Origin of the sequence: Streptomyces sp. NPDC053750, from assembly GCF_044544295.1 — a bacterium.
GTDB lineage: Bacteria > Actinomycetota > Actinomycetes > Streptomycetales > Streptomycetaceae > Streptomyces.
In genome coordinates this window covers 128,241-148,486 of record NZ_JBITXB010000016.1, presented here as the reverse complement: position 1 = coordinate 148,486, position 20,246 = coordinate 128,241, and the positions used below count along the sequence as shown (strand labels likewise).

Here is a 20,246-nt window from a genome sequence, read left to right as displayed (position 1 = left end):
CATGAAGCTGGACTCCATGTACCAGGAAGTCATCCTGGACCACTACAAGAACCCGCACGGGCGGGGCTTGCGGGATGGCGACGCCGAGGTCCACCACGTCAACCCCACCTGCGGGGACGAGATCACGCTCCGCGTGAAGTACGACGGCACGACGATCAGTGACGTCAGTTACGAGGGCCAGGGCTGCTCGATCAGCCAGGCCTCGGCCTCTGTGCTGAACGAGCTGCTGGTCGGCAAGGACCTGGCCCAGGCGCAGAAGATCCAGGAGACCTTCCTGGAGCTGATGCAGTCCAAGGGCAGGCTCGAGCCCGACGACGCGATGGAGGAGGTCCTGGAGGACGCGGTCGCGTTCGCCGGGGTCTCGAAGTACCCGGCCCGGGTCAAGTGCGCCCTGCTGAGCTGGATGGCCTGGAAGGACGCGACGGCCCAGGCGCTGGACGGCGCCGACGCCGAGAAGGAGACGACGGCATGAGCGAGACCGTGGAGATGAAGCCGGCCTCGGAGGAGGAACTCCGCGAGGCCCTGATGGACGTCGTGGACCCCGAGCTGGGCATCGACGTCGTCAACCTGGGCCTGATCTACGGCATCCACGTCGACGACGCGAACATCGCGACCGTCGACATGACCCTGACGTCGGCGGCCTGTCCGCTGACGGACGTGATCGAGGACCAGGCCAAGTCCGCCACGGACGGCCTCGTCAGCGAGCTGCGGATCAACTGGGTCTGGATGCCGCCGTGGGGCCCGGACAAGATCACGGACGACGGGCGCGAGCAGCTGCGCGCGCTCGGGTTCAACGTCTGAGACACACTGCTTGCGAGAACGGCGACGCCCACCGGGCGTCGCCGTTCTTGTGTCTTCGGGTTCCTGTGTGTCCGCGTCCCTCGCTATGTACGCTCGTACACATGGGATATCTGCTCCTGGCCGGAGCCATCGCCGCCGAGGTCGCCGGCACCACCGCCATGAAGTACAGCGAGGGCTTCAGCAGACTGGGCCCCTCCCTGCTGACGGCACTCGCCTACGTCCTCTCCTTCGCGCTGCTCGCCCAGACCCTGAAGGTCCTCGCCGTCGGCACGGCGTACGCCATCTGGGCCGGCGTGGGCACCGCGGCCATCGCCGCGATCGGGGTGGCGTTCATGGGCGAGGGGATGACCGTGACCAAGGCCGCCGGCATCGCGCTGATCATCGTCGGCGTCGTCGTCCTCAACCTGGGCGGCGCGCACTGATGTCCCGCCGCTACGACCCCGAGCGACGACAGCGCATCATCGACGCGGCGATCCGGGTCGTCGGGCGGAAGGGCATCGCCGGCCTGAGCCACCGCACGGTCGCCGCCGAGGCGGACGTGCCTCTCGGCTCCACGACGTACCACTTCGCGACCCTGGACGAGCTCCTGGTCGCCGCCCTGCGCCAGGCCAACGAGGGCTTCGCCGAGGTGGTCGCCGCACACCCGGCCCTGTCGGACCCGGACGCCGACCTGCCCGCGGAGCTCGCCCGCGTCCTCGGCGAGTGGCTCGGCGGCGACCGCACGGGCGTCGAGCTGGAGTACGAGCTGTACCTGGCCGCCCTGCGCCGCCCCGCGCTGCGTCCGGTCGCCGCGGAGTGGGCGGAGGGCGTCGGCGCGCTGCTCGCCGCTCGGACGGACCCGGTGACGGCGCGGGCGCTGGTCGCGGTGCTGGACGGGATCTGTCTGCAGGTCCTGCTGACGGACACGCCGTACGACGAGGAGTACGCGCGGGAGGTGCTGGCGAGGGTGATCCCTGCGACCCCGTGACCACCTCGGGAGCCGCCACCGCTTCCGTACCGCCCGGCAAGCGAGACGCCCGCGGGGCCGACTCGCTTCCACCGGCGGCGGCCGGTTAGGTTGCCCTCATGACCGACACGACTGCTTCCCGTACCACCGGCGCCGTGGCCGCCGGACTTGCCACGATCGCCGCCGACGGCACCGTTCTCGACACCTGGTTCCCCGCCCCCGAACTCGTCGCCGAGCCCGGCCCGTCCGGCACCGAGCGCCTCACCGCCGAGCAGGCGGCCGAACTCCTCGGCGGCGGCGCGACCGCGGCGATCGGTCCGGACGCCCGGCGCGGCGTCGAGGTGGTCGCGGTCCGCACGGTCATCTCCTCGCTGGACGAGAAGCCGGTCGACACGCACGACGTCTACCTGCGCCTGCACCTGCTCTCCCACCGCCTGGTCAAGCCGCACGGCCAGAGCCTGGACGGCGTCTTCGCCCACCTCGCCAACGTCGCCTGGACCTCGCTCGGCCCGGTCGCCGTCGACGACATCGAGAAGGTCCGCCTCAACGCCCGCGCCGAGGGCCTGCACCTCCAGGTGACCTCGATCGACAAGTTCCCCCGCATGACGGACTACGTCGCCCCCAAGGGCGTGCGCATCGCCGACGCCGACCGCGTCCGGCTCGGCGCGCACCTGGCCGAGGGCACCACGGTCATGCACGAGGGCTTCGTCAACTTCAACGCGGGCACGCTGGGCACCTCGATGGTCGAGGGCCGCATCTCCGCGGGCGTCGTCGTCGGCGACGGCTCCGACATCGGCGGCGGCGCCTCCACCATGGGCACCCTCTCCGGCGGCGGCAACGTCCGCATCGTCATCGGCGAGCGCTGCCTGGTCGGCGCCGAGGCGGGCGTGGGCATCGCGCTGGGCGACGAGTGCGTGGTCGAGGCCGGCCTCTACGTCACCGCCGGCACCCGCGTGACCATGCCCGACGGCCAGGTCGTCAAGGCCCGCGAACTCTCCGGCGCCTCCAACATCCTCTTCCGCCGCAACTCGGTCACGGGCACGGTCGAGGCCCGCCCGAACAACGCGGTGTGGGGCGGCCTGAACGAGATCCTGCACAGTCACAACTGACATCAGTCACACCTGACACCAGTCACAACTGACGAACACTCCCCTCAGGCCTCCGGGACAGGTGCCTGGGCGACGCCTCGCTCCAGGCACCTCCGGATGAGGTCGGTGGTGGAGACACCCGCCGTGTACTCCACGAGCCGCAACCTCCCCGCGGCGGCGACCGGGCCGAAGACCTCTTCGAGGGCCTCGGGCGAGAGATCGTCCCCGTGCACGACCACCGCGATGTCGTGTTCGTCCAGGAACTCGGTCGTCACGTGTTCCGGAGCGTTCGGAATCACCGCGTCGACGTAGCGGCAGGCCTCGACCACGGCGACCCGCTCGGCCAGGGTCATGACGGGCCGCCGCTTGTACCCGGCCACGACCTCGTCCGAGAGCACGCCGACGATCAGCCGCTCCCCGAAGCCGCGCGCGGCCTTGAGAAGCGCGACGTGTCCCGGGTGGAAGAGATCTCCCACCATGTCGACGTAGACGTTCGTCCGCGTGCTCGTCCCGGCACGGGCAGCGGGCGCCGGAAGGTGGCCGAGATGCCGGCCGACACGCTCACGCAGGAGGAGGTAATCCTCCCACCGCCGCGGCACAGGCCCCGGCGGGCGCTCGACGACACGGGCCGCGGTGACCGTCTGACCGTCCCGGAACTGCTCGCGCGTCAGGTCGAGTTCCACGCCGCTGGGTAGTTGATTCCACCAGTGGAACCCGTGCTGTTCCCCACCGTGGTGGACCTCTCCCACCATCAGGTCCCCACCGAAGACGTCGTTCACGAGCAACGCCGTGATGTCACAGTGCCCCCAGGCCGGGTTGTCGGGCCCCCAGCCGGCCCGGGCGAGATCGTCCGGCGAGCAGGTGTCGGCGGCCCAACTGACGCGGAGAGCCTTGTCGAGGACTTCCAGATTCCAAGGGGTCACGTCCGCAGCATGACAGCCGCCACTGACACGGGGGACACACCTCGTACGGATGACCGGCCATGAACTTCCGTGACCTTCCGGTGGGTTTGGCGGATGAACGGGTGGACGCGGAGTCCGATCAGACGTCGATCCGACGAGACGAGGGGCCTGGTATGACGAACGAGCGGGCGAGGAACGTGGCGCGTTGGCTGGCCGGGGCGGGGGCCGCGGCGCTGGTGTGCTGGGCGCCGGCGGGGGTCGCGCACGCCGACGAGACGACCACCGATTCGCACAACGGGCCCCGGATGGGGCTGGTCAACGCCCACGTGGGGCAGATCGACGACCCGGCGGAGGATGTGCTGGAGCACACGCTGCTGTTCGGTGACGGTTACGCCTGGGACTGAGTGGCTCCGGGGGTCAGAGCCTCGTACGCGCGCAGGAGGGCGTCGGTCGTCTTGCGGTCGGCGGGGCGCAGGGGGCTGCGGACCGGGCCGGCGGGCAGGCCCAGGGCGCCGAGGAGTGCCTTGGTGGTGACCGTGCCGGGCAGGCCCGCCGCCATCATCAGCTCGATGAGCGGGAGCGCCCGGCGCTGGAGCCGGGCGGCCCGCTGCGGGTCGCCCGCGTCGAACGCGTCCAGGACGGCGCGGAGCGGTTCCGGGGCGACGTTCGCGACCGTGCTGACGTACCCCGCGGCGCCGATCGAGTACAGGGGGAGGATCTGCTCGTCGCAGCCCGCGTAGTACGCCAGGTCCGTGCGCGCCAGCACCTTCTGCGTGCCGAGGAGGTCGTAGGAGCAGTCCTTGACGGCGACGATCCGCGGGTGCTCGGCGAGGCGGACCAGTGTGTCGGGTTCGATGCGGGTGCCGGTGCGGGCGGGGATGTCGTAGAGGGCGAGCGGCAGTCCGCAGGCGTCCGCGATCTCCCGGAAGTGTGCCTCCAGGGCGTCCTGCGGGGGCCTGCTGTAGTACGGCGCGACCACCAGCAGTCCGTCCGCGCCGGCCTTCTCCGCCGCCAGCGCCAGTTCCACCGTGTGCCGGGTGTCGGCGGTGCCCACGCCGGCGACGAGTGCCGCCCGGTCCCCGACCGCCTCCCGCACCGCGGTGACCAGCGCCGACTTCTCGGCGTCCGTGGTCGTCGGCGATTCGCCCGTCGTGCCGGACAGCACCAGGCCGTCGCAGCCCCGCGAGACCAGCCGGTCGGCGAGCCGCTGGGCACCGTCCAGGTCGAGGGCGCCCGCCTCGGTGAAGGGCGTGATCATGGCGCACAGCGCGCGGCCGAAGGGACGGGGTGAGGGGCGGTCGCTGCGGTCGTCGTCTGTCGTCATGGGAGTAGTGTCGGCGGGGTCATCTCGTAGCTCCACTTAATTCTTCTACGCGGTACCTGTAAGAGGTGCTGAGGTGTGGGGGTGTGTGCGGCGGCCTGTCAGGGCAGGGGTAGTGCCGTTCGGTCGGGGGTACCCGGGGGGCTCCGAACCGAGAGGAGGCACACCGTGACCGGGACCTTGCACACCAGGCCGGTGCGCGACGAGCACCACTCCGTGGGCGAACTCGTCGGTCAGGCCACCGAACAGCTCTCCCGGCTCGTGCGCCAGGAAGTGGCCCTCGCCAAGATGGAGCTGGCCGAGAAGGGCAAGCGCGCGGGGCGTGGCGGCGGGATGCTCGGCGCCGCGGGCGCCATCGGGTACGTCGGTCTGATCGCGCTGGCCGGTACGGCCATCGCCGCACTCTCGCTGGTACTGCCCGTCTGGGCCGCGGCGCTCATCGTGACGGCGGTGCTCTTCGTGATCGCGGGTGTACTGGCCATGATGGGCCGCGCCCAGCTCCGTCGCGCCGTGCCCCCGAAACCCGAGCAGACCATCGGCAGCGTCAGGGCCGACATGGACCAGATCAGGGAAAGGGCACATCGATGACCGACGCGACGAGCGGGGACGGCACGAAGGCCGGCTCCACCGCGCAGCCAGTGGGTGGGGCCAAGGGGCCCGACGAGTTGCGGCAGCAGATCGAAGAGACCCGCAGCCAGCTCGGCGACACCGTGGAGGAGCTGGCGGGGAAGGCGGATGTGAAGGGCCGCGCCAAGGCCCGGGCCGCCGACCTCAGGGACAAGGCCGGTGCCATGACCGTGCAGCTGCGCAGTTCCGCCGCGCATGCCGGGCACACCGTGCAGGACAAGGCGAGCCGCGCCGGGCACACCGTGCAGGACAAGGCGAGCCGCGCCGGACACGCCGCGCAGGACAAGGCGAGCCGGGCGGGGCACGCCGCGCAGGACAGGGCCGGCCGGGCCGGGCACGCCGTGCAGGAGAAGGCGGGGCAGGCCGGGCACACCGTGCGGGACCGGACGGGGCAGGCCGGGCATGCCGCGGAGCGGCGGGTGCCGGGGCGGGTGCGTGCCGCGGCGCGGGCCGGGCGCGAGCATCCGCGTGTGGTGCTCGCCGTCGGGGCGGCGGCGGGCGCGGTGGTCGCGGTGGGCGTGCTGCGGCGCCGTCAGCACGGGCACTGTTGAGGGCGAGGGTGACGGAGAGAGAGGGGGGCGGCGCGCGGTGCGGCGAGGGGCCCCGGCCGGGGTCCCTCGCCGTGTGCGCGCGTCGTGTGGTGCGTTGCACTTGACCTCAACCTTGGTCGAGGTCGGAGGGTGGTGCCTGCACCCGACGACCACCGATCAGTGGAGGCCGGCATGACCCGCCGTACCGACGCCCACCCCGACCTCGTCCGCCCGGACGTCCAGGCCCCCTTCTTCAGCACCTGGCGGGTGGGCACGCCCGAGCGGCAGCGGCAGACCGTGGACGCCATCGCCCGTACCTGGGAGCGCCGCTCCTGGCCCGCCGACGACCTGCTCGGCTACCACGTCTACACCGGCCACGACGGCAGCACGCTGCTGCACCACTCCCAGTGGGCGAGCGAGCAGGCCTACGAGGCCTTCGTCAAGACGCAACGGCAGGAACGCGTCGACGAGATCGACACCGCCGTGCCGGGCATCGAGCGGCTGGGGCTCGGCAGGTACCGGCACTACCGCAGCCTCACCCGCGAGAACGGCACGGCTCCCGTCCCAGGCTGCATCATCATCGTCGACGTCGAGTTCGAGTCGCCCGATCCCGGACGGCAGCGCGCCTGGGTCGACGCCGTCTTCGAGGCCCTGGCGAGCGAGCCGGAGCCGCGCCCCGGCGGCATCTCCGCCCACTTCCACCTCAGCACCGACGGCACCCGCGTCCTCAACTACGCCGAGTGGGAGAGCGCCCAGGCCCACATCGACGCCCTCGCGGCACCGGGCAACGGCGTCGGCTCGGCGACGCCGCAGTGGGAGCGGGTGCAGAACTGGCCGGGTATGACGAGTGGCGGCGGGGTCAGCCGCTACGACCACGCCCTCGGCCTCGTGCCGCGCTGAACCCGCCCCCGCGCGACGCCGGTCAAGGACGGAACCGCAGCACCTGCGGGTCGTGGTCGCTGACCTGGTCGTGGAACTCGGCGTTGATGTGCACGCTGTCGTACGACAGGTGCCCGCCCCACCGGACCGACGGGCTGACCAGGATCTGGTCGAGGACCTGGCTGTTGCCCTGGTAGACGTACGAGTAACGCTCGCTCCGCGGCAGTGACTTGACCGCCGACCACAGGGCGCCGTCGTCCTCCAGGATGCGGGTCGTCTGCGAGAACTCGAAGTCGTTGATGTCGCCGAGGGCGATGACGTCCGCGTTCCGCTGGGTGGCCAGGACGTCCTTGACGAAGGTGTTGACCACCTTCGCCTGGGCGTGCCGCTGGGTCTCCGAGCTGCGCGACGGCGGCTGGTACTGCGCCGTCAGGCCCTGGTCGCCCCCCTTGGAGTTGAAGTGGTTGGCGATGACGACGACGGTCCGGCCCCGGAAGACGAACTCGCCGGCCAGCGGCTTGCGGCTGTCCTCCCAGGCGGGGTTCGCCGGGTCGACGCGGCCGGGGGAGTGGGTGAGCGCCGCCTTGCCGCGCACCTTCGTCACCCCGGTCGCGGTGGTGGCGTCGCCCGCTCCGCGGTCGGTGAAGGAGACCCGCTCCGGGTTGAACAGGAACGCCTGGCGGATGTTGCCGCCGGGCTGCCCGCCGTCCTCGCCGTCGACCGGGTCGATGCCGCGCCAGTCGTAGCGCGGGCCGCCGGCCGCGACGATCGCGTCGATCAGCTTGCCGACCGTCGCGTCGGCGGCCACCGTGCCGTCGTCCGTCGCGCCGTTGTCGTCCTGGATCTCCTCCAGGGACACGATGTCGGGCGACTTCAGGTTGTGCACGATCGCCTCGGCGTGCGCCGCGAAGGTGTCGTCGGACGGGTCGAGGTTCTCCACGTTGTACGTGGCCACCGCCAGCTCGCGGCTGCTCTGCGCGCGCGTCGACTCGCGGGCGGTGCCCCCGCTCTCCAGCGTGCCGATCTCGCTCGCGACCAGCGTGTAGCCGCCGTACTGGTTGTAGTCCAGCGGGCCCGCGGTGGTGCCGGCGAGGGTGTCGCCCACGTGGGCGTCGGGGAAGTCGGCCGGCTTGCCCAGGGACTGGATCTGGAGGCGGCCGGTGTTCTGGGAGTCGTAGGAGCCGTACACCGTGCCGCCGCGGCGGTTGGCGTTCTCCCAGGGCTTCACCGTGACCCACAGCTCGGTGTAGGGGTCGGAGGCGCCCACGACACGGGCGTCGGCGACCCGGACGTTCATGCCCTCCAGGGACTCGTAGTGGTCCAGGGCGTACTTCGTCGGCCGGAGCGTCAGGCCGTTGACCGAGCCGTTCGCGGCCTCGTCGCCCTCGGGGGCGTACGCGCGCGGCACGGACCGGGCGGAGACGGTCGTCGCGGCCGGGACCGCGTTGCCGCTGGAGACGACGGTGAACGTCGGGCGGGTGATCTCGGTCAACGACTGGTTGCCGGAGGAGGTGCCGCCGGGGACGTACTCCGAGACCGTGCCGGACACGGTGACCGCGTCACCGACGGCGACGCCCTTCGGGGTGGAGCCGGTGAAGACGAAGACGCCCTCACTGGTGGCCGGGTCGGCGTCCGGCTGCGGATCCTGGATCCAGAAACCTCTGGAGCTGCCGTAGCCGCGGACGCCGGTGACGATTCCGGCCACGTCCGTGACCTGCTTGCCCGCGTACGGAGACAGCCGGGTGCTGCCCTGGATGTCGTGGACGCGCACGGAGTCCGCGTGCGCGGGCGAGGTGAGGACGACGGTGGACGTCACCGAGCAGACGGCGGCGACGGTGAGCGCGGCGAGGCGCGCGGAGGACTTGCTGGCCAACGGGATCCCTCCGGGGACGTGACAGAGCGCCGGGACGAGGGTGGGACGTGGGGAGCGAGGGGTCAACAGGGCCGGGCCCACCAGCGCACGGACAGGCCTGAGTGAACACTTGTCCCCCCGCCTTCTACGCGCGTCAATCTCCTGCCTGGTAACGCCCGTTGTCAAGGTTTCGGCCATGTACGGCAGCCGACGGGGAGATGAACCGGGCGGCATGGGTGGAAACCCGTCTAGGCTGAGCGGTTGAGCCGTACGGCGTCCGGATGGCCGTACGGCGGTCAAGGCGTGCGAGGAGAAACAGCCGATGTCAGACAGCTCCACCCTGCCGCCCGCCCGGCTGCGTCCCGAAGCGGAACTGGCCCGCGAGGCGCTGTCCGCACCGGTGCTCGCCAGGGCCGCCCGCTTGGCCCGCTGGGCCGGTCCGGACACCCGCGTCGACGCCGGGGGCGGGCTCGCCGAGGAGCAGCTGCCCGCGGCGGCCGGGGAACTCGGGCTGAGCGGGGACGACGCGGCGGCGTACGCGAGCGAGGCGTGGCGGATCGCCGTGGACACGGGCCTCGTCGAGATCACCGACGAGGAGGCGGGCACCGTCGCGGCGGGCGAGAACCTCGCCCTGCTCACGGGCGGCTCCCCACAGGACGTGCTCGGGGTGTGGCTCACCGCCCTGGAGGCGGTGCTCGCCGACGCGAGCGTGCCCGACCTCGACGACCTGGTCGACGCGATGGCCAAGGGCGGCGAGGTCGACCTGTCGTCCCTCGACTGGGACCCGGAGGCCGAGGCGGAGTTGCTCGACGGGGTGCTCGGCAACCTCTACCTGCTCACCGTCGGCGAGCAGGGTCCCGCCGACGCCGCGGTGCCGCTGCCCGTGCTGGCCGCGTCCGTGATCGTGCCCGGCGACATGGGCGAGCCCACCAACGACGTGCTGGAGCAGGTGTCCGACGCGATGATGCGGCTGGACGACCAGTTCCGGCTGCTGGAGCCGGTCGGGCTCGTCGCGTACCAGCCGGTCGACGAGGACCTGATGGCCGACGCGGACGAGGAGCCCGCGGCGCCGGTCGACGAGGCCGACGTCGCCCGCTACGGCATGGTGCGGCTCACGCCGCTCGGGCTGTACGGCCTGCGTATCCGGCTGCAGGAGGCCGGGTTCACGGCGCCGGCCGTCGGCGACCTCGCCGACAAGGGCGCCGACGCGCTGCTCGACGGCACCGCCCCCTTCCCGCCCGCGTCGGCCCACGCCGAGACCGAGCTGTGGCTGGCCCACCGCGAGCCGCTCGCCGCCGCGCGCGAACTGCTGGCCGCGGCCCGCGGCTCGGACACCGGCGCGCCCCTGCGGCGGCTGCGCTGCCAGCAGGCGCTGTCCCTGGTCGGTGCCGATGCGGAGCCCGCGCTGCGCGAGGTCCTCGACGACGCCGAGCTGGGCGGCCTGGCCCGGGTCTGGCTGACCGAACACGGCGCCCAGGACGTCCCCGCACCGCCGCAGGAGATGGTGTTCTGGCTGACCATCGACACCGTGGCCGCGCAGCTCGCGGCCGAGGGCAACTCCGAGGAGCTGCGCGCGCTGGTGGAGGGCCTGGCCCGGCAGCACAGCGGGTTCTTCGACACGGCCTGGCGGGTCGAGCACCCGGCCACGGCGGACGTGCTGGAGGCGATGGGGCGGCTGCATCCCGACAAGAAGGTGGCCAAGGAGGCCCGGAAGGCGGCGTTCAAGGCTCGGTCGCAGCACGGCGGCTGACCGCAACGGGCGGTGCCCGGTTCACGCCGGTCGGCTGGGCGGGGTGGGTGGCGCGGCCCGGCGTTGCGGGGTGCCTCCCCCACTCCCGGCTTCGCTCGAGCGGGGCGACCCCCACCGCCCACCCGCGCCGCCCCCGGGGGCACGATGGCCCGCGGCTGTGTGAGGAGACGTCGCGCTCAGTTCAACCGCCGTTCAGCCGCGGCCGCCACCGTGTCGCCGGACCGAGGTCCGCCACCCTCCACGGCACGTTCACCGTCACAGGAGACACCATGTCGCTCACCCGTAGGGACTTCGCCGGCCGATCCGCGCTCACCGGCGCCGGGGTCGCGCTGGCGGGCAGTGTCGGCGCCCTCGCCACCGCCCCGAACGCCCTCGCGTCCACGGACACCGAGAGCGTGGGGGAGGAACACGGCCGAGGTCACGGGCACGACGGGGTGGGTTACGGGCCGCTGGTCCCCGACCCGGACGGCATCCTCGCCCTGCCCGCCGGCTTCCGGTACGAGATCATCACCTACTGCGGCCGGACCAGGCTGGAGTCCGGCGAGTACACCCCGTCCAACCACGACGGCACCGCCGCCTTCGACGGCCCGCGCGGCACCACCCTCCTCGTCAACAACCACGAGATCGGCGGCCACCGCGACGACGCGCCGCACCCCGTCCCGCTCACCGAGGGCCTCGTCTACGACCCGGCCGCCGCCGGCGGCTGCACCGTCGTCGAGGTCCGCCGCGGCGGCCACGTCGCCGAATGGGTCGGCATCGCCGGCACCGCCACCAACTGCGCGGGCGGCAGCACCTCGTGGGGCACCTGGCTGACCTGCGAGGAGACCGAGGACAAGGCCGGCGAGGAGGGGATGACCAAGGACCACGGCTACGTCTTCGAGGTCGATCCCGAGGACCGGCGCGCCAACCGCGACCCCAAGCCGATCAAGGCGCTGGGCCGCTACGCCCACGAGGCCGTCGTCATCGACCCCAAGCGCGGCCACACCTACCTCACCGAGGACGCCTCCGGCCCCAACGGCCTCCTCTACCGCTGGACCCCGCCGGAGGGCTTCCGGCACGGTCGCGGCCGGCTGCGCACCCTCGCCGACGACGCCGGGGTCCTCCAGGCCTTCAAGTGCTTCGACTCCGGCGGCAAGTTCGTCGACGACCTCTCCCGCGCGACGAAGACCGGCACCGTCTACGGCGTCGACTGGATCGACGTACCCGACCGGGACGCGAAGACCACGTCCGTGCGCAAGCAGTTCACCGACGGACAGGTCACCCGCGCCCGCAAGCTGGAAGGCATGTGGTGGGCCGACGGCGGCGCCTACATCGTCTCCTCCTACGCCCGTGACGAGAGCCCCGGCCGGCCGCACGACGGCCAGGTCTGGTTCTACGACCCCAAGCGACGCACCCTCACCCTGAAGGTCCTCCTCGGCGTCAACGCCGACCCGTCCGCCGACGGCGCCTTCGACGGCCCCGACAACATCACCGTCTCCCCGTACGGCGGACTCGTCATCGCCGAGGACGGCGACGGCGTCCAGCACCTCTTCGGCGCCACCGACAGCGGGCGCACGTACCCCATCGCCCGCAACGAACTGAACGTCGGCTCCGAAGAGGAACCCGAGTACAGCGAGTTCACCGGCGTCACCTTCTCGCCCGACGGCAAGACCCTCTACGCCAACATCCAGGACCCCGGCATCATGCTTGCCATCACCGGGCCCTGGAAGCGGCAGAAGCGCCGGTAGTTAATTCGCTCGCCCGACCGAGGGTCGCCCTTTTAGAGTAATGAACGTCCAGGTGCGAAGGCAGGACCTACTTCCACTGATAATGGGGCGGCCACGGGTTCGAGTCCCGTCACCGGCACAACGCGCCGGTGTAGCTCAGGGGTTGGAGCACCTTGTCGGTTCCGCCGACCTGAACTCTGGACACCTAGAACTTCATGCACCTCCCGGTGCGCAGGCTGCGGCTACTTCTTCTCCAAAAAGAATCCGATGCCGCCGCCGACTTGATCTCGGGAGGCGCAGCAGATGGTGGGTGCCCGGTGCGCAGGCAGCGGATACTTCCTTTGACCGGACGGTTGCGGGTTCGAATCCCGTCATCGACTTCGGGTCGGTGTAGCTCAATTCGGCAGAGCATCCGATGTTCCCGCCGCCGATTCCGACCTCGGGCACCCTCCTTCTGCCGCGCCTTCCACCGAAAGGAATTCGGGGGAATTCACCATGGCGCGATTCAACACCAAGGCCGCGAAGGCGCAGCCCACCTCGCGTGTGACGTCGACGGGCCGCGTACTGCGCACCTACGAGGGCGGCCGGGGCCGTGAGCGCGACCCGCGCTCCGAGCTTTTTCTGCTGTCCGTCGCGAACTTCGTGTCCCAGCAGACCTTCTACGAGACCGGCGCCGCCCGTGACGACCGGTTCGCCACGCTGGTGCGCGAGCTCGCCGTCTCCGACCCGTCGTGGACGGCCGGCCTGCTCGGCTGGCTGCGCGGGGAGGGCAACCTGCGCACCGCATCGATCGTCGGCGCCGCCGAGTACGTCAAGGCCCGCCTCGACGCCGGTGCCACCGACGGCCCGGCCAACCGGCAGGTCGTCGCCTCCGTCCTCCAGCGGCCCGACGAGCCCGGTGAGCTGCTCGCCTACTGGACGTCGACGTACGGACGTGCCGTGCCCAAGCCGGTCAAGCGGGGGATCGCCGACGCCGTACGGCGGCTCTACCACGGCAAGTCGCTGCTGAAGTACGACACCGCCTCCAAGGGGTACCGCTTCGGCGACATCCTCAACCTGGTGCACGCGGCGCCGGACCCGGACAAGCCGTGGCAGGGCGAACTGTTCCAGTACGCGCTGGACCGCCGGCACAACCCGGACTCCGCGGTGCCGCCCGCCTCGAACCGTGTGCTCACCGCGCACCGTGAGCTGATGGCGCTGCCCGTTCCGGAACGGCGAGCGGTGGTCACGGCGCCCGACGGTGCCGAGCGGCTCGCGGCGGCGGGCATCACCTGGGAGATGCTGGCCGGGTGGCTCCAGGGGCCGATGGACAAGGCGGCCTGGGAGGCCGTGATTCCGTCCATGGGGGCCATGGCGCTCGTCCGCAACCTGCGCAACTTCGACGAGGCCGGGGTCTGTGACGAGGTCGCGGCCCGGGTGGCGGCGCGGATCAGCGACCCGGCCGAGGTGGCGCGCTCGCGGCAGTTCCCGTTCCGCTACCTCGCCGCGTACCGGCACGCGCCGTCGCTGCGCTGGGCGTACCCGCTGGAGCAGGCGCTCGGCCACTCGCTGGCCAACGTGCCCGCACTGCCCGGCCGGACGCTGGTCCTCGTGGACCGCTCGGGCTCGATGTTCTACTCGCGGATGTCGGACCGCTCCGAGCTCAACCGGGCCGACGCGGCGGCGATCTTCGGCACGGCGCTCGCGCTGCGCGCGGCAGACGCGGACCTCGTCGAGTTCGGTACGTCGAGCAACCGCGTGAAGTTCCGCAAGGGCGAGTCGGTGCTGAAGATCCTGGAGCGCTTCGGCGACCTGGGCGGCACCGACACCACCGACGCGGTCCGGCGGCACTACAAGAAGCACGACCGGGTGCTGATCGTCACCGACGAGCAGTACGCGTACAACCGGCACGGCGACCCCACCGAGCAGGTCCCGCCGCACGTCCCGGTCTACACCTGGAACCTCGCCGGCCACCGGGCGGGCCACGGTCCGTCGGGCCAGGCCAACCGGCACACCTTCGGCGGCCTCTCGGACGCCGCCTTCCGGATGGTTCCGCTGCTCGAAGCCGCCCGGGACGCCGACTGGCCCTGGGCCGCCTGATCCCGCGAGCACGGCGTCCCGGTCGTCAGCCGCTCCAGCACGTCTCGAAGGAGCCGACCCACCAGGCCCGCCGCCGACAGGACGCAGAGACGCGCCCCCGCCGCCGTCCACCGGTGGAAGCGGACCCGGAGTGGTCCCCTTCCTCCGTGTGGGCCGGGCGGGGCGCGCGGTAGGGTTCGGCGGAAGACGTCGGTGTGCAGGGAGTAGTGGGATGGCGCAGGTCAGGGCCATGCGCGCGGATGCCCGCCGCAACCGTGAACGGCTGCTGGAGGTCGCGGCGGCGGCCTTCGCCGAGCGCGGTGAAGGCGCTTCCCTGGACGACATCGCCAAGCGTGCGGGAGTCGGGACCGGCACGTTGTACCGGCACTTCCCGACACGGCAGGCGCTGCTGGAGGCCGCCTATCTGGATCGGATCGAGGCGATCGCGGCCCGGGCGGACGTCATCGCGGCCGAACGGGTGCCGGGCGAGGCGCTGCGGGAGTGGCTGAATGAACTGGCCGCCGGGATGATCCAGGTCCGCGGGATGAAGGCGCTGCTCGGCACCGCCGTCACGGCCGGCGACTCGACGGTGGACACGGCCTGCGGCGACTGCCTGCGAGGCGCGGCCGACCGGCTGGTGCGGGCGGCGCAGGAGGCGGGGGCGCTGCGGCCGGATGTCGAGCCGGTCGAGGTGCTGCGGCTGGTGCACGGGGTGGCCACGGCGGCCGGGTCGAGCGAGGGGGAGGGCGGGGAGCCGGCGTCGGTCCTCCGGTACCTGTCGCTGGTGTGGGACGGGCTGCGGGGCGGGGTCGAGTAGCTCACGATGCTCCTTCGTCGCACTCGTCCGACTTCTCGACCTCCTTCGTGAAGGAGACGATCAGACGCTTCATGGCGTCGGCGTCCCGGTGGTCGGAACCGTAGGCCTGAACCCCGGTGTAGAGCTCCTGCCCGTACTTCTCGTCGACGCAGCCTTCCGTCTTGCCGAACGCCTGCCAGTCGGAATACACGTACCGCCCCTCGTCCGCGGTCTCCTCCACCGGCTCGAGGGTCTGGCTGCGGAGGAAGTACGCCGTGTCAGCGCCGCCCTGCCACCAATCCTGGACCGTTCTGACGGCGAGCTTCCCGTCCACGGACGCATCGCACCAGATCGACGCGGGGTTGACCTCGGGCTCGACGGAGAGCTTCTTCCCCGGCGGGAGGAACGGAGTGAGTTCCTCGGCGTCGACGCGTATGCCACAGAGGGTGCCCGGCACGGAGTAGTCCCTGGTCTCTTCGCCGGCGCCGCACCCCGTGACCGTGGGGGCCAGGACGGCGAGGACGACGGCGGCGAGCGCAGGACCGGAGCGTGGTCCGGGGACCGGTCGACGGCGGGTCATGGTGGTACCTCTCGGGGGCTGCTTGGTATCCGGGTGGGGTTCGGCGACTTGGTCAGGACGTTGTCCGGCTGCCCGGGGTACGGCCGTCGACGATCGCCTGGGCGTTGTAGAAGCCCTGTTTGCCGCTGTCCCGAGCCCAGGTCTCGGCGTCGGCGGGGTCGACCATGCCGTACTCTTCCGCGGCCAGCCGAGCCGCCTGGCCCGAGCGGTTGCCGTTGCTCTGCAGGCCGTTCTGCCAGCGCTCGCCCCTCGCGTCCTCGGAGTCCTCCAGTTCCGTGCTCTTGAAGTCCTGGAACACGGATTCGAGGACGGTGCCGGTGACGGTGGTGGTGGCGCCACCCGCGAGGGCTCCGACCCAGGGTGTGGCGACGAAGGAGGTTCCCACGCCGACCGCCGTGCCGAGACCACCGGAGATGCTGCTCTTGACCAGGTCCATCGAATCCTTGTAGGCCTCGTCCTTCTCCTTCCCGGCAGCCGCCAGTTCCTCCTGACGCCCCAGGGCGAGGATGCCGGAGACCTCCCCCGACCTCTCCGCGATCTGCCGCACGACGCCTTCCGTGTCGTCGTCCACGACCTGGCCGGCCGGCAGGTCGGGGTTGAGGTGGTGCTCCATCAGCTGGCTCATGTACGCCTTCTGGCCCACCTCCACCGCCGCGTAGCCATCCGGGTTCTGGCCCACGGTGAAGAGGAGCTTCGTCACGTCCCGTGGATCGAGTACGGCCTCTTCCCCGTACATGGGGTACATCTTCTGCGTCCGCTCCCACGACGTCGACTCGGGGTCGTTCCGGTCCGCGCCGCTGATGGACCGGTTGATGTCCGGGAGGTACTCGGCGGTGATCTGACCCACGCTGTCGATCATGTGTCCGTGCTTGAGCAGACGCTCGTCCGGGTCCTCGCCGATGGACGACACGAGGCGTTCCATGAGCTTGGTCTGCTCGGCGTTGTGGTGCGGTGTGTCCAGGGTCGGCTGCTCCCCGGCTGGGTGACCTGTGGTGGCGGCCTCCAGGGCCATCGCCAGATTGTTCCGGCCCGCGATGCTCTCCTCGTGTTCGGAGTCGAAGTCGGTGGGCCAGTCGCGCTCCTCGAAGAGGTAGTCGAAGTTGGTCAGCGACTTCTTGACCTCCTTGTCGTCCTTCTTCTCGGTGAAGTCGTGGTCCTCGTCCTTGGTGAGGAAGGTGTCGTTGAAGAAGGACGTCGCGGCGTCCGGGTTGTTGGCAAGGGCCTTGAGGTAGCCCGTCATCGGGTCCCAGCCGGTGTCCGTGCCCGTGTGGTTGAGCGTCGCGTCGGGACCCAAACGCTGCCAGGCGCCGTGCCGTCCGTTGTCCGTGAACTTCTTCTCGGTGGCCATGAGCTTGTCGCCGTAGCTGTTCAGGAACCGGTCGTCGTAGTCGCCCCAGCGCATCAGGTTGCTCATCACCTGCCCGCCCAGCGGGAAACCGCCGCCGCGGCCCACGGGCTGGTCGACCAGGGCCACCATGTTGCCCTTCCAGGAGGTCATCGCGGCGCTGTCGCTCTGGGTGGCGCTGGCGAGTGTGAGGCTCAGGTGCTTCTGGAGGTCGTCGAACTGCTCCCGGCGGTCGTGGCGCAGGTCCCACCCCGTGTGCGGGTCGGTGACACCGGTCCAGAAGTCCAGTGTCTTCCGCGGTCCGAGCGTGGTGGCGAAGTGTTCGGCGAACAGCGGGTCGGCGGAGTACTGCTTCAGTCCCGCGTTGAGCCGGTCGAACTCGGCGGTGGAGAGCTTCTCCGGGTCCTTCTTGGCGAGTGCCGCCAGCTCCTCGGCTGTCTCGAGCGCTTCGGCAGCCGTGTCCCGGTCCTGGTAACTGGCGTCGCCGAAACCGTAATTGGTCTGGTCGGCCAGCGCTTTGAGAACCTTGCTGGCGGAATTGTCGCTCTCGGTGGCCTTGCCGAGGATGCCCTGGATCTCGTCGCGCAGGGCGTTGACGTCGCTCTGGGTGTGGGAGGGCGGTGTGTGGCCCTCCGCCGCGCGGTCCGGGTGGACGTTCATGGTGACGGTGAAACCCCCGTCGCCGGTGTCCATTACGGTGAGGTTCTTCTTCAGGCCGCGCTCAATGGCATCCTTCAACTGGTTGTGGTAGCCCCGCAGCTCCCCGGCGGTGTCCTTGAGGATGCTGTGGACGGACCCGGCCTGGGTGTGGGCGTCCTTTATCTCACCGGCCGTCTTGCCGATGAACTCCTTGGAGACGCGTGAGTTCTCACCGGCCCAGTTCGCCTTGTTGGCCGCCTGGCGCAGGCCCTTCTCGGCGTCCTCGGCGAGAGTGTTCAGGTTGCCGACGATGACCGACCAGTCCTCGACGGCGTCGTCGAGCAACTTGAAATTGGCGTGGCGCAGAGTGTCGAGATCCATGAGCGGCCCCCCGTTGTGCGGTTACTTCTTCTTCTCGCCGTAGATCGGATTCTGTTCCCCGGCCGGTCCGACCCGCTCGTCGAAACCGGCGTCGAGGGTGGCGATGCTGCTCATCTGCCGCAGGATGTAGGCCTCGTCACCGTTGTGGATCTTCTTGGTGACCTGCATGTGGTTGGAGATGTGTGCGCAGGCGTCGAGGACGGTGTTCAGCTGCGTGGACCAGCGGTTCGACAGGTGCTGGAGTCCGGAGCCGAGCGCGAAACCCTGCGAGGTCAGGTCGCCGGCCGCCTCGTCAACGCTCGTGTTGTCCAGGCGGGCCTGGTCCCAGAGCTGGTTGTAGAGGGTGTGCGCGTGGCTACCGATCTTGGACAGGTCCTGCTGGTCGACGTTGAGGTCACCCGTCTTACCGGGCGTCGTCGGGGCAGGACCCGGACCGGAGTCGCCGGGATACTGGTTCAGCTGCATGTGGGTCGCGCCGCTCTGTTGGCGTTCGAGCGCTTCACTCTTCAGCTGTTCCCACTCGTCCCACGCCACCGCGCTGAACCCCTGTCCTCTGAAGAAGGTCACCGAAGGGCCACTGCAGGGCCCGGGCTTTGCCAGCATAGTCAATCGTCCTGGAGTGCGAGACTGCTGCTCGAAGTCTTCACAGAACGCCGGGAGCCCGGGGACTGCCGTCACCGGGGTGGGCGCTCCCGGTGCGGCAGCGCCCACCCGGTCGCCTACAGCGCTTTCGCCGCCGGCTTCACCATTCCCCGGACCGTGCGGGACTTGACAAAGTCGCCCATGGCGGTCATCTCCCACTCACCCGAGTACTGCCGGATCAGCTTCGCCATCATCACGCCGGTCTGCGGCTCGGCGCTGGTCAGGTCGAAGCGGACCAGCTCCTCGCCGGTCGCGGCGTCCATGAGACGGCAGTAGGCCTTGGCGACCTCCGTGAACTTCTGGCCGGAGAACGAGTTGACCGTGAAGACCAGGCCGCTGACCTCCTGTGGGAGCCGGCCGAGGTCGACGATGATCACCTCGTCGTCGCCGCCGCCCTCACCGGTGAGGTTGTCGCCGGAGTGCTTGATGGCGCCGCCCACGATCGACAGCTTGCCGAAGTAGCAGCTGTCGATGTGGTTGCGCTGCGGACCGTACGCGATGACCGACGCGTCCAGGTCGATGTCCTTGCCGCGGTACGCCGGCTCCCAGCCGAGGCCCATCTTGACCTGGGAGAGCACCGGACGGCCGCCCTTGACGAGGGAGACGGTCTGGTTCTTCTGGAGGCTGACCCGGCCCTTGTCGAGGTTGATCTTGCCGGTGCCCGGCGCCGGGGCCGGCGGGGCGGCCGGTGCCGCCGGGGGAGCGGCGGGCATGGACGGCGCGGCGGCGGGCGGCGGGGGAGTGGCCGCGTGCGACCGCGCCGGGGGCGCGGGCTGGGCGGGCGCGGCGGGCTGGGCCGGGGCGGCCGGCTCCTCCACGGTGACGCCGAAGTCGGTGGCGATGCCGGCGAGCCCGTTGGCGTAGCCCTGGCCGACGGCGCGGGCCTTCCAGGCGCCGTTGCGCAGATAGACCTCCACGATCACCAGTGCGGTCTCGGTGCCGAGCTGCGGGGGCGTGAAGGTGGCGAGGACGGAGTTGTCGTCCGCGTTGCGGATGGTGGCGGTCGGTTCGATGCCCTGGAAGGTCTGCCCGGCGGCGTCCGGGCTGGCGGTGACGACGATCTTCTCGATGCCCGGCGGGACGGCGGCGGTGTCGACCACGATCGCGTCCGGGGCGGTGCCGCCGCCGGAGCGGTAGGTCACGCCCTGGCCTGTGGGCTGGTTGTAGAAGATGAAGTCGTCGTCGGAGCGCACCTTGCCGTCGGCGGTGAGCAGCAGGCCCGATACGTCGAGCCGCACGGGCGCGGCGACGTCCACCGTCACGCGGGCGGCGGCGAGGGGGATGTTCGAGCCGGGGGTCATAGCTGTCATGCCGGGTGAACGAGCGGGGGCGTTTTACCGTTCCCTTACCCGGGGGCCAATCGGGGTGGAGGCGGGGCGGTGGGGCGCCGGTGGGTTTTCGCC

The 20,246-nt window shown here is 71.1% G+C and carries 20 protein-coding genes and 1 pseudogene; 13 read left to right on the top strand and 8 right to left on the bottom strand.

Annotated features, from left to right (window positions below):
- The first annotated feature begins 1 nt into the window (after position 1).
- From sufU to dapD, 5 genes are all read left to right on the top strand, one after another.
- On the top strand, positions 2 to 472 hold the full coding sequence (sufU, locus tag ACIGO6_RS33185) for a Fe-S cluster assembly sulfur transfer protein SufU (protein WP_399882828.1): 471 nt from the start codon (positions 2 to 4) through the stop codon (positions 470 to 472).
- On the top strand, positions 469 to 801 hold the full coding sequence (locus ACIGO6_RS33180) for a metal-sulfur cluster assembly factor (protein WP_030403776.1): 333 nt from the start codon (positions 469 to 471) through the stop codon (positions 799 to 801). Before sufU ends, ACIGO6_RS33180 begins: the two co-directional genes overlap by 4 nt.
- Positions 802 to 902: 101 nt before the next feature.
- Positions 903 to 1,223 carry a DMT family transporter gene (locus ACIGO6_RS33175; protein ID WP_395572624.1) on the top strand — a complete coding sequence of 107 codons (321 nt, stop codon included), beginning with the start codon at positions 903 to 905 and terminating at the stop codon, positions 1,221 to 1,223.
- A complete protein-coding gene (locus tag ACIGO6_RS33170) occupies positions 1,223 to 1,768 on the top strand; it encodes a TetR/AcrR family transcriptional regulator (RefSeq protein ID WP_399882825.1) in 546 nt (181 codons plus the stop codon). Before ACIGO6_RS33175 ends, ACIGO6_RS33170 begins: the two co-directional genes overlap by 1 nt.
- Before the next feature lie 98 nt (positions 1,769 to 1,866).
- Positions 1,867 to 2,856 (top strand): 2,3,4,5-tetrahydropyridine-2,6-dicarboxylate N-succinyltransferase, encoded by a 990-nt coding sequence (gene dapD, locus ACIGO6_RS33165; protein WP_399882823.1) that lies wholly within the window; start codon positions 1,867 to 1,869, stop codon positions 2,854 to 2,856.
- A 44-nt stretch (positions 2,857 to 2,900) separates the two neighbouring features.
- On the opposite strand, the gene ACIGO6_RS33160 is transcribed toward dapD, so the two are convergent.
- Both ACIGO6_RS33160 and ACIGO6_RS33155 read right to left on the bottom strand, forming a co-directional pair.
- Positions 2,901 to 3,314, bottom strand: a complete 414-nt coding sequence (locus tag ACIGO6_RS33160; RefSeq protein WP_399882859.1) for an adenylyltransferase/cytidyltransferase family protein — start codon at positions 3,312 to 3,314, stop codon at positions 2,901 to 2,903.
- Positions 3,315 to 3,356: 42 nt separating this feature from the next.
- A pseudogene (locus ACIGO6_RS33155) lies at positions 3,357 to 3,758 on the bottom strand (hypothetical protein); the annotation flags it as partial.
- Between the two features lie 152 nt (positions 3,759 to 3,910).
- On the opposite strand from ACIGO6_RS33155, the gene ACIGO6_RS33150 reads away from it, so the two are divergent.
- On the top strand, positions 3,911 to 4,141 hold the full coding sequence (locus ACIGO6_RS33150; RefSeq protein ID WP_399882821.1) for a hypothetical protein: 231 nt from the start codon (positions 3,911 to 3,913) through the stop codon (positions 4,139 to 4,141).
- On the opposite strand, the gene dapA is transcribed toward ACIGO6_RS33150, so the two are convergent.
- The gene (dapA, locus tag ACIGO6_RS33145; protein ID WP_399882819.1) at positions 4,126 to 5,061 is read right to left on the bottom strand and encodes a 4-hydroxy-tetrahydrodipicolinate synthase; all 936 of its coding nucleotides are present in this window, start codon (positions 5,059 to 5,061) and stop codon (positions 4,126 to 4,128) included. The two genes, ACIGO6_RS33150 and dapA, sit on opposite strands and share 16 nt — an antisense overlap.
- A 165-nt stretch (positions 5,062 to 5,226) precedes the next feature.
- Here dapA and ACIGO6_RS33140 point away from each other — a divergent pair, with 165 nt between their 5' ends.
- From ACIGO6_RS33140 to ACIGO6_RS33130, 3 genes are all read left to right on the top strand, one after another.
- A complete protein-coding gene (locus ACIGO6_RS33140; RefSeq protein WP_399882817.1) occupies positions 5,227 to 5,646 on the top strand; it encodes a phage holin family protein in 420 nt (139 codons plus the stop codon).
- A complete protein-coding gene (locus ACIGO6_RS33135) occupies positions 5,643 to 6,236 on the top strand; it encodes a DUF3618 domain-containing protein (protein ID WP_399882815.1) in 594 nt (197 codons plus the stop codon). The genes ACIGO6_RS33140 and ACIGO6_RS33135 overlap by 4 nt, the downstream gene beginning before the upstream one ends.
- Before the next feature lie 171 nt (positions 6,237 to 6,407).
- Positions 6,408 to 7,115, top strand: coding sequence for an antibiotic biosynthesis monooxygenase (locus tag ACIGO6_RS33130; protein WP_399882813.1), 708 nt, complete (start codon positions 6,408 to 6,410; stop codon positions 7,113 to 7,115).
- A gap of 22 nt (positions 7,116 to 7,137) precedes the next feature.
- Here the strand turns inward: ACIGO6_RS33130 and ACIGO6_RS33125 are convergent, their stop codons facing one another.
- Positions 7,138 to 8,967, bottom strand: coding sequence for an endonuclease/exonuclease/phosphatase family protein (locus ACIGO6_RS33125; protein ID WP_399882811.1), 1,830 nt, complete (start codon positions 8,965 to 8,967; stop codon positions 7,138 to 7,140).
- A 301-nt stretch (positions 8,968 to 9,268) separates the two neighbouring features.
- Between ACIGO6_RS33125 and ACIGO6_RS33120 the strand changes: the two genes are divergently transcribed.
- The 4 genes from ACIGO6_RS33120 to ACIGO6_RS33105 all read left to right on the top strand — a co-directional run bounded on the left by ACIGO6_RS33120 (position 9,269) and on the right by ACIGO6_RS33105 (position 15,277).
- Positions 9,269 to 10,696, top strand: coding sequence for a hypothetical protein (locus tag ACIGO6_RS33120; protein ID WP_399882809.1), 1,428 nt, complete (start codon positions 9,269 to 9,271; stop codon positions 10,694 to 10,696).
- A 269-nt stretch (positions 10,697 to 10,965) separates the two neighbouring features.
- Entirely contained in the window at positions 10,966 to 12,423 is a 1,458-nt protein-coding gene (locus ACIGO6_RS33115; RefSeq protein ID WP_399882807.1) for an alkaline phosphatase PhoX, read from the top strand.
- Between the two features lie 474 nt (positions 12,424 to 12,897).
- Positions 12,898 to 14,481, top strand: a complete 1,584-nt coding sequence (locus ACIGO6_RS33110) for a TROVE domain-containing protein (RefSeq protein ID WP_399882805.1) — start codon at positions 12,898 to 12,900, stop codon at positions 14,479 to 14,481.
- Positions 14,482 to 14,692: 211 nt separating this feature from the next.
- Complete coding sequence (locus ACIGO6_RS33105; RefSeq protein ID WP_399882803.1) at positions 14,693 to 15,277, top strand: TetR/AcrR family transcriptional regulator; 585 nt, start codon at positions 14,693 to 14,695, stop codon at positions 15,275 to 15,277.
- A 1-nt stretch (position 15,278) separates the two neighbouring features.
- On the opposite strand, the gene ACIGO6_RS33100 is transcribed toward ACIGO6_RS33105, so the two are convergent.
- The 4 genes from ACIGO6_RS33100 to ACIGO6_RS33085 all read right to left on the bottom strand — a co-directional run bounded on the left by ACIGO6_RS33100 (position 15,279) and on the right by ACIGO6_RS33085 (position 20,144).
- Complete coding sequence (locus ACIGO6_RS33100) at positions 15,279 to 15,836, bottom strand: hypothetical protein (protein ID WP_399882801.1); 558 nt, start codon at positions 15,834 to 15,836, stop codon at positions 15,279 to 15,281.
- A gap of 52 nt (positions 15,837 to 15,888) precedes the next feature.
- Positions 15,889 to 18,201 carry a DUF6571 family protein gene (locus ACIGO6_RS33095; RefSeq protein ID WP_399882799.1) on the bottom strand — a complete coding sequence of 771 codons (2,313 nt, stop codon included), beginning with the start codon at positions 18,199 to 18,201 and terminating at the stop codon, positions 15,889 to 15,891.
- A gap of 21 nt (positions 18,202 to 18,222) precedes the next feature.
- Positions 18,223 to 18,735, bottom strand: a complete 513-nt coding sequence (locus tag ACIGO6_RS33090; protein ID WP_399882857.1) for a hypothetical protein — start codon at positions 18,733 to 18,735, stop codon at positions 18,223 to 18,225.
- A gap of 185 nt (positions 18,736 to 18,920) precedes the next feature.
- The gene (locus ACIGO6_RS33085; protein ID WP_399882855.1) at positions 18,921 to 20,144 is read right to left on the bottom strand and encodes a TerD family protein; all 1,224 of its coding nucleotides are present in this window, start codon (positions 20,142 to 20,144) and stop codon (positions 18,921 to 18,923) included.
- Between the last annotated feature and the right edge of the window lie 102 nt (positions 20,145 to 20,246).

Excerpts from the sequence above, each read along its gene's own strand:
- sufU (WP_399882828.1), top strand. The coding sequence starts at position 2 with ATGAAGCTGGACTCCATGTACCAGGAAGTCATCCTGGACCACTACAAG.
- ACIGO6_RS33180 (WP_030403776.1), top strand. The coding sequence starts at position 469 with ATGAGCGAGACCGTGGAGATGAAGCCGGCCTCGGAGGAGGAACTCCGC.
- ACIGO6_RS33175 (WP_395572624.1), top strand. The coding sequence starts at position 903 with ATGGGATATCTGCTCCTGGCCGGAGCCATCGCCGCCGAGGTCGCCGGC.
- ACIGO6_RS33170 (WP_399882825.1), top strand. The coding sequence starts at position 1,223 with ATGTCCCGCCGCTACGACCCCGAGCGACGACAGCGCATCATCGACGCG.
- dapD (WP_399882823.1), top strand. The coding sequence starts at position 1,867 with ATGACCGACACGACTGCTTCCCGTACCACCGGCGCCGTGGCCGCCGGA.
- ACIGO6_RS33160 (WP_399882859.1), bottom strand. The coding sequence starts at position 3,314 with ATGGTGGGAGATCTCTTCCACCCGGGACACGTCGCGCTTCTCAAGGCC.
- ACIGO6_RS33150 (WP_399882821.1), top strand. The coding sequence starts at position 3,911 with ATGACGAACGAGCGGGCGAGGAACGTGGCGCGTTGGCTGGCCGGGGCG.
- dapA (WP_399882819.1), bottom strand. The coding sequence starts at position 5,061 with ATGACGACAGACGACGACCGCAGCGACCGCCCCTCACCCCGTCCCTTC.
- ACIGO6_RS33135 (WP_399882815.1), top strand. The coding sequence starts at position 5,643 with ATGACCGACGCGACGAGCGGGGACGGCACGAAGGCCGGCTCCACCGCG.
- ACIGO6_RS33130 (WP_399882813.1), top strand. The coding sequence starts at position 6,408 with ATGACCCGCCGTACCGACGCCCACCCCGACCTCGTCCGCCCGGACGTC.
- ACIGO6_RS33120 (WP_399882809.1), top strand. The coding sequence starts at position 9,269 with ATGTCAGACAGCTCCACCCTGCCGCCCGCCCGGCTGCGTCCCGAAGCG.
- ACIGO6_RS33115 (WP_399882807.1), top strand. The coding sequence starts at position 10,966 with ATGTCGCTCACCCGTAGGGACTTCGCCGGCCGATCCGCGCTCACCGGC.
- ACIGO6_RS33110 (WP_399882805.1), top strand. The coding sequence starts at position 12,898 with ATGGCGCGATTCAACACCAAGGCCGCGAAGGCGCAGCCCACCTCGCGT.
- ACIGO6_RS33105 (WP_399882803.1), top strand. The coding sequence starts at position 14,693 with ATGGCGCAGGTCAGGGCCATGCGCGCGGATGCCCGCCGCAACCGTGAA.
- ACIGO6_RS33100 (WP_399882801.1), bottom strand. The coding sequence starts at position 15,836 with ATGACCCGCCGTCGACCGGTCCCCGGACCACGCTCCGGTCCTGCGCTC.
- ACIGO6_RS33095 (WP_399882799.1), bottom strand. The coding sequence starts at position 18,201 with ATGGATCTCGACACTCTGCGCCACGCCAATTTCAAGTTGCTCGACGAC.
- ACIGO6_RS33085 (WP_399882855.1), bottom strand. The coding sequence starts at position 20,144 with ATGACCCCCGGCTCGAACATCCCCCTCGCCGCCGCCCGCGTGACGGTG.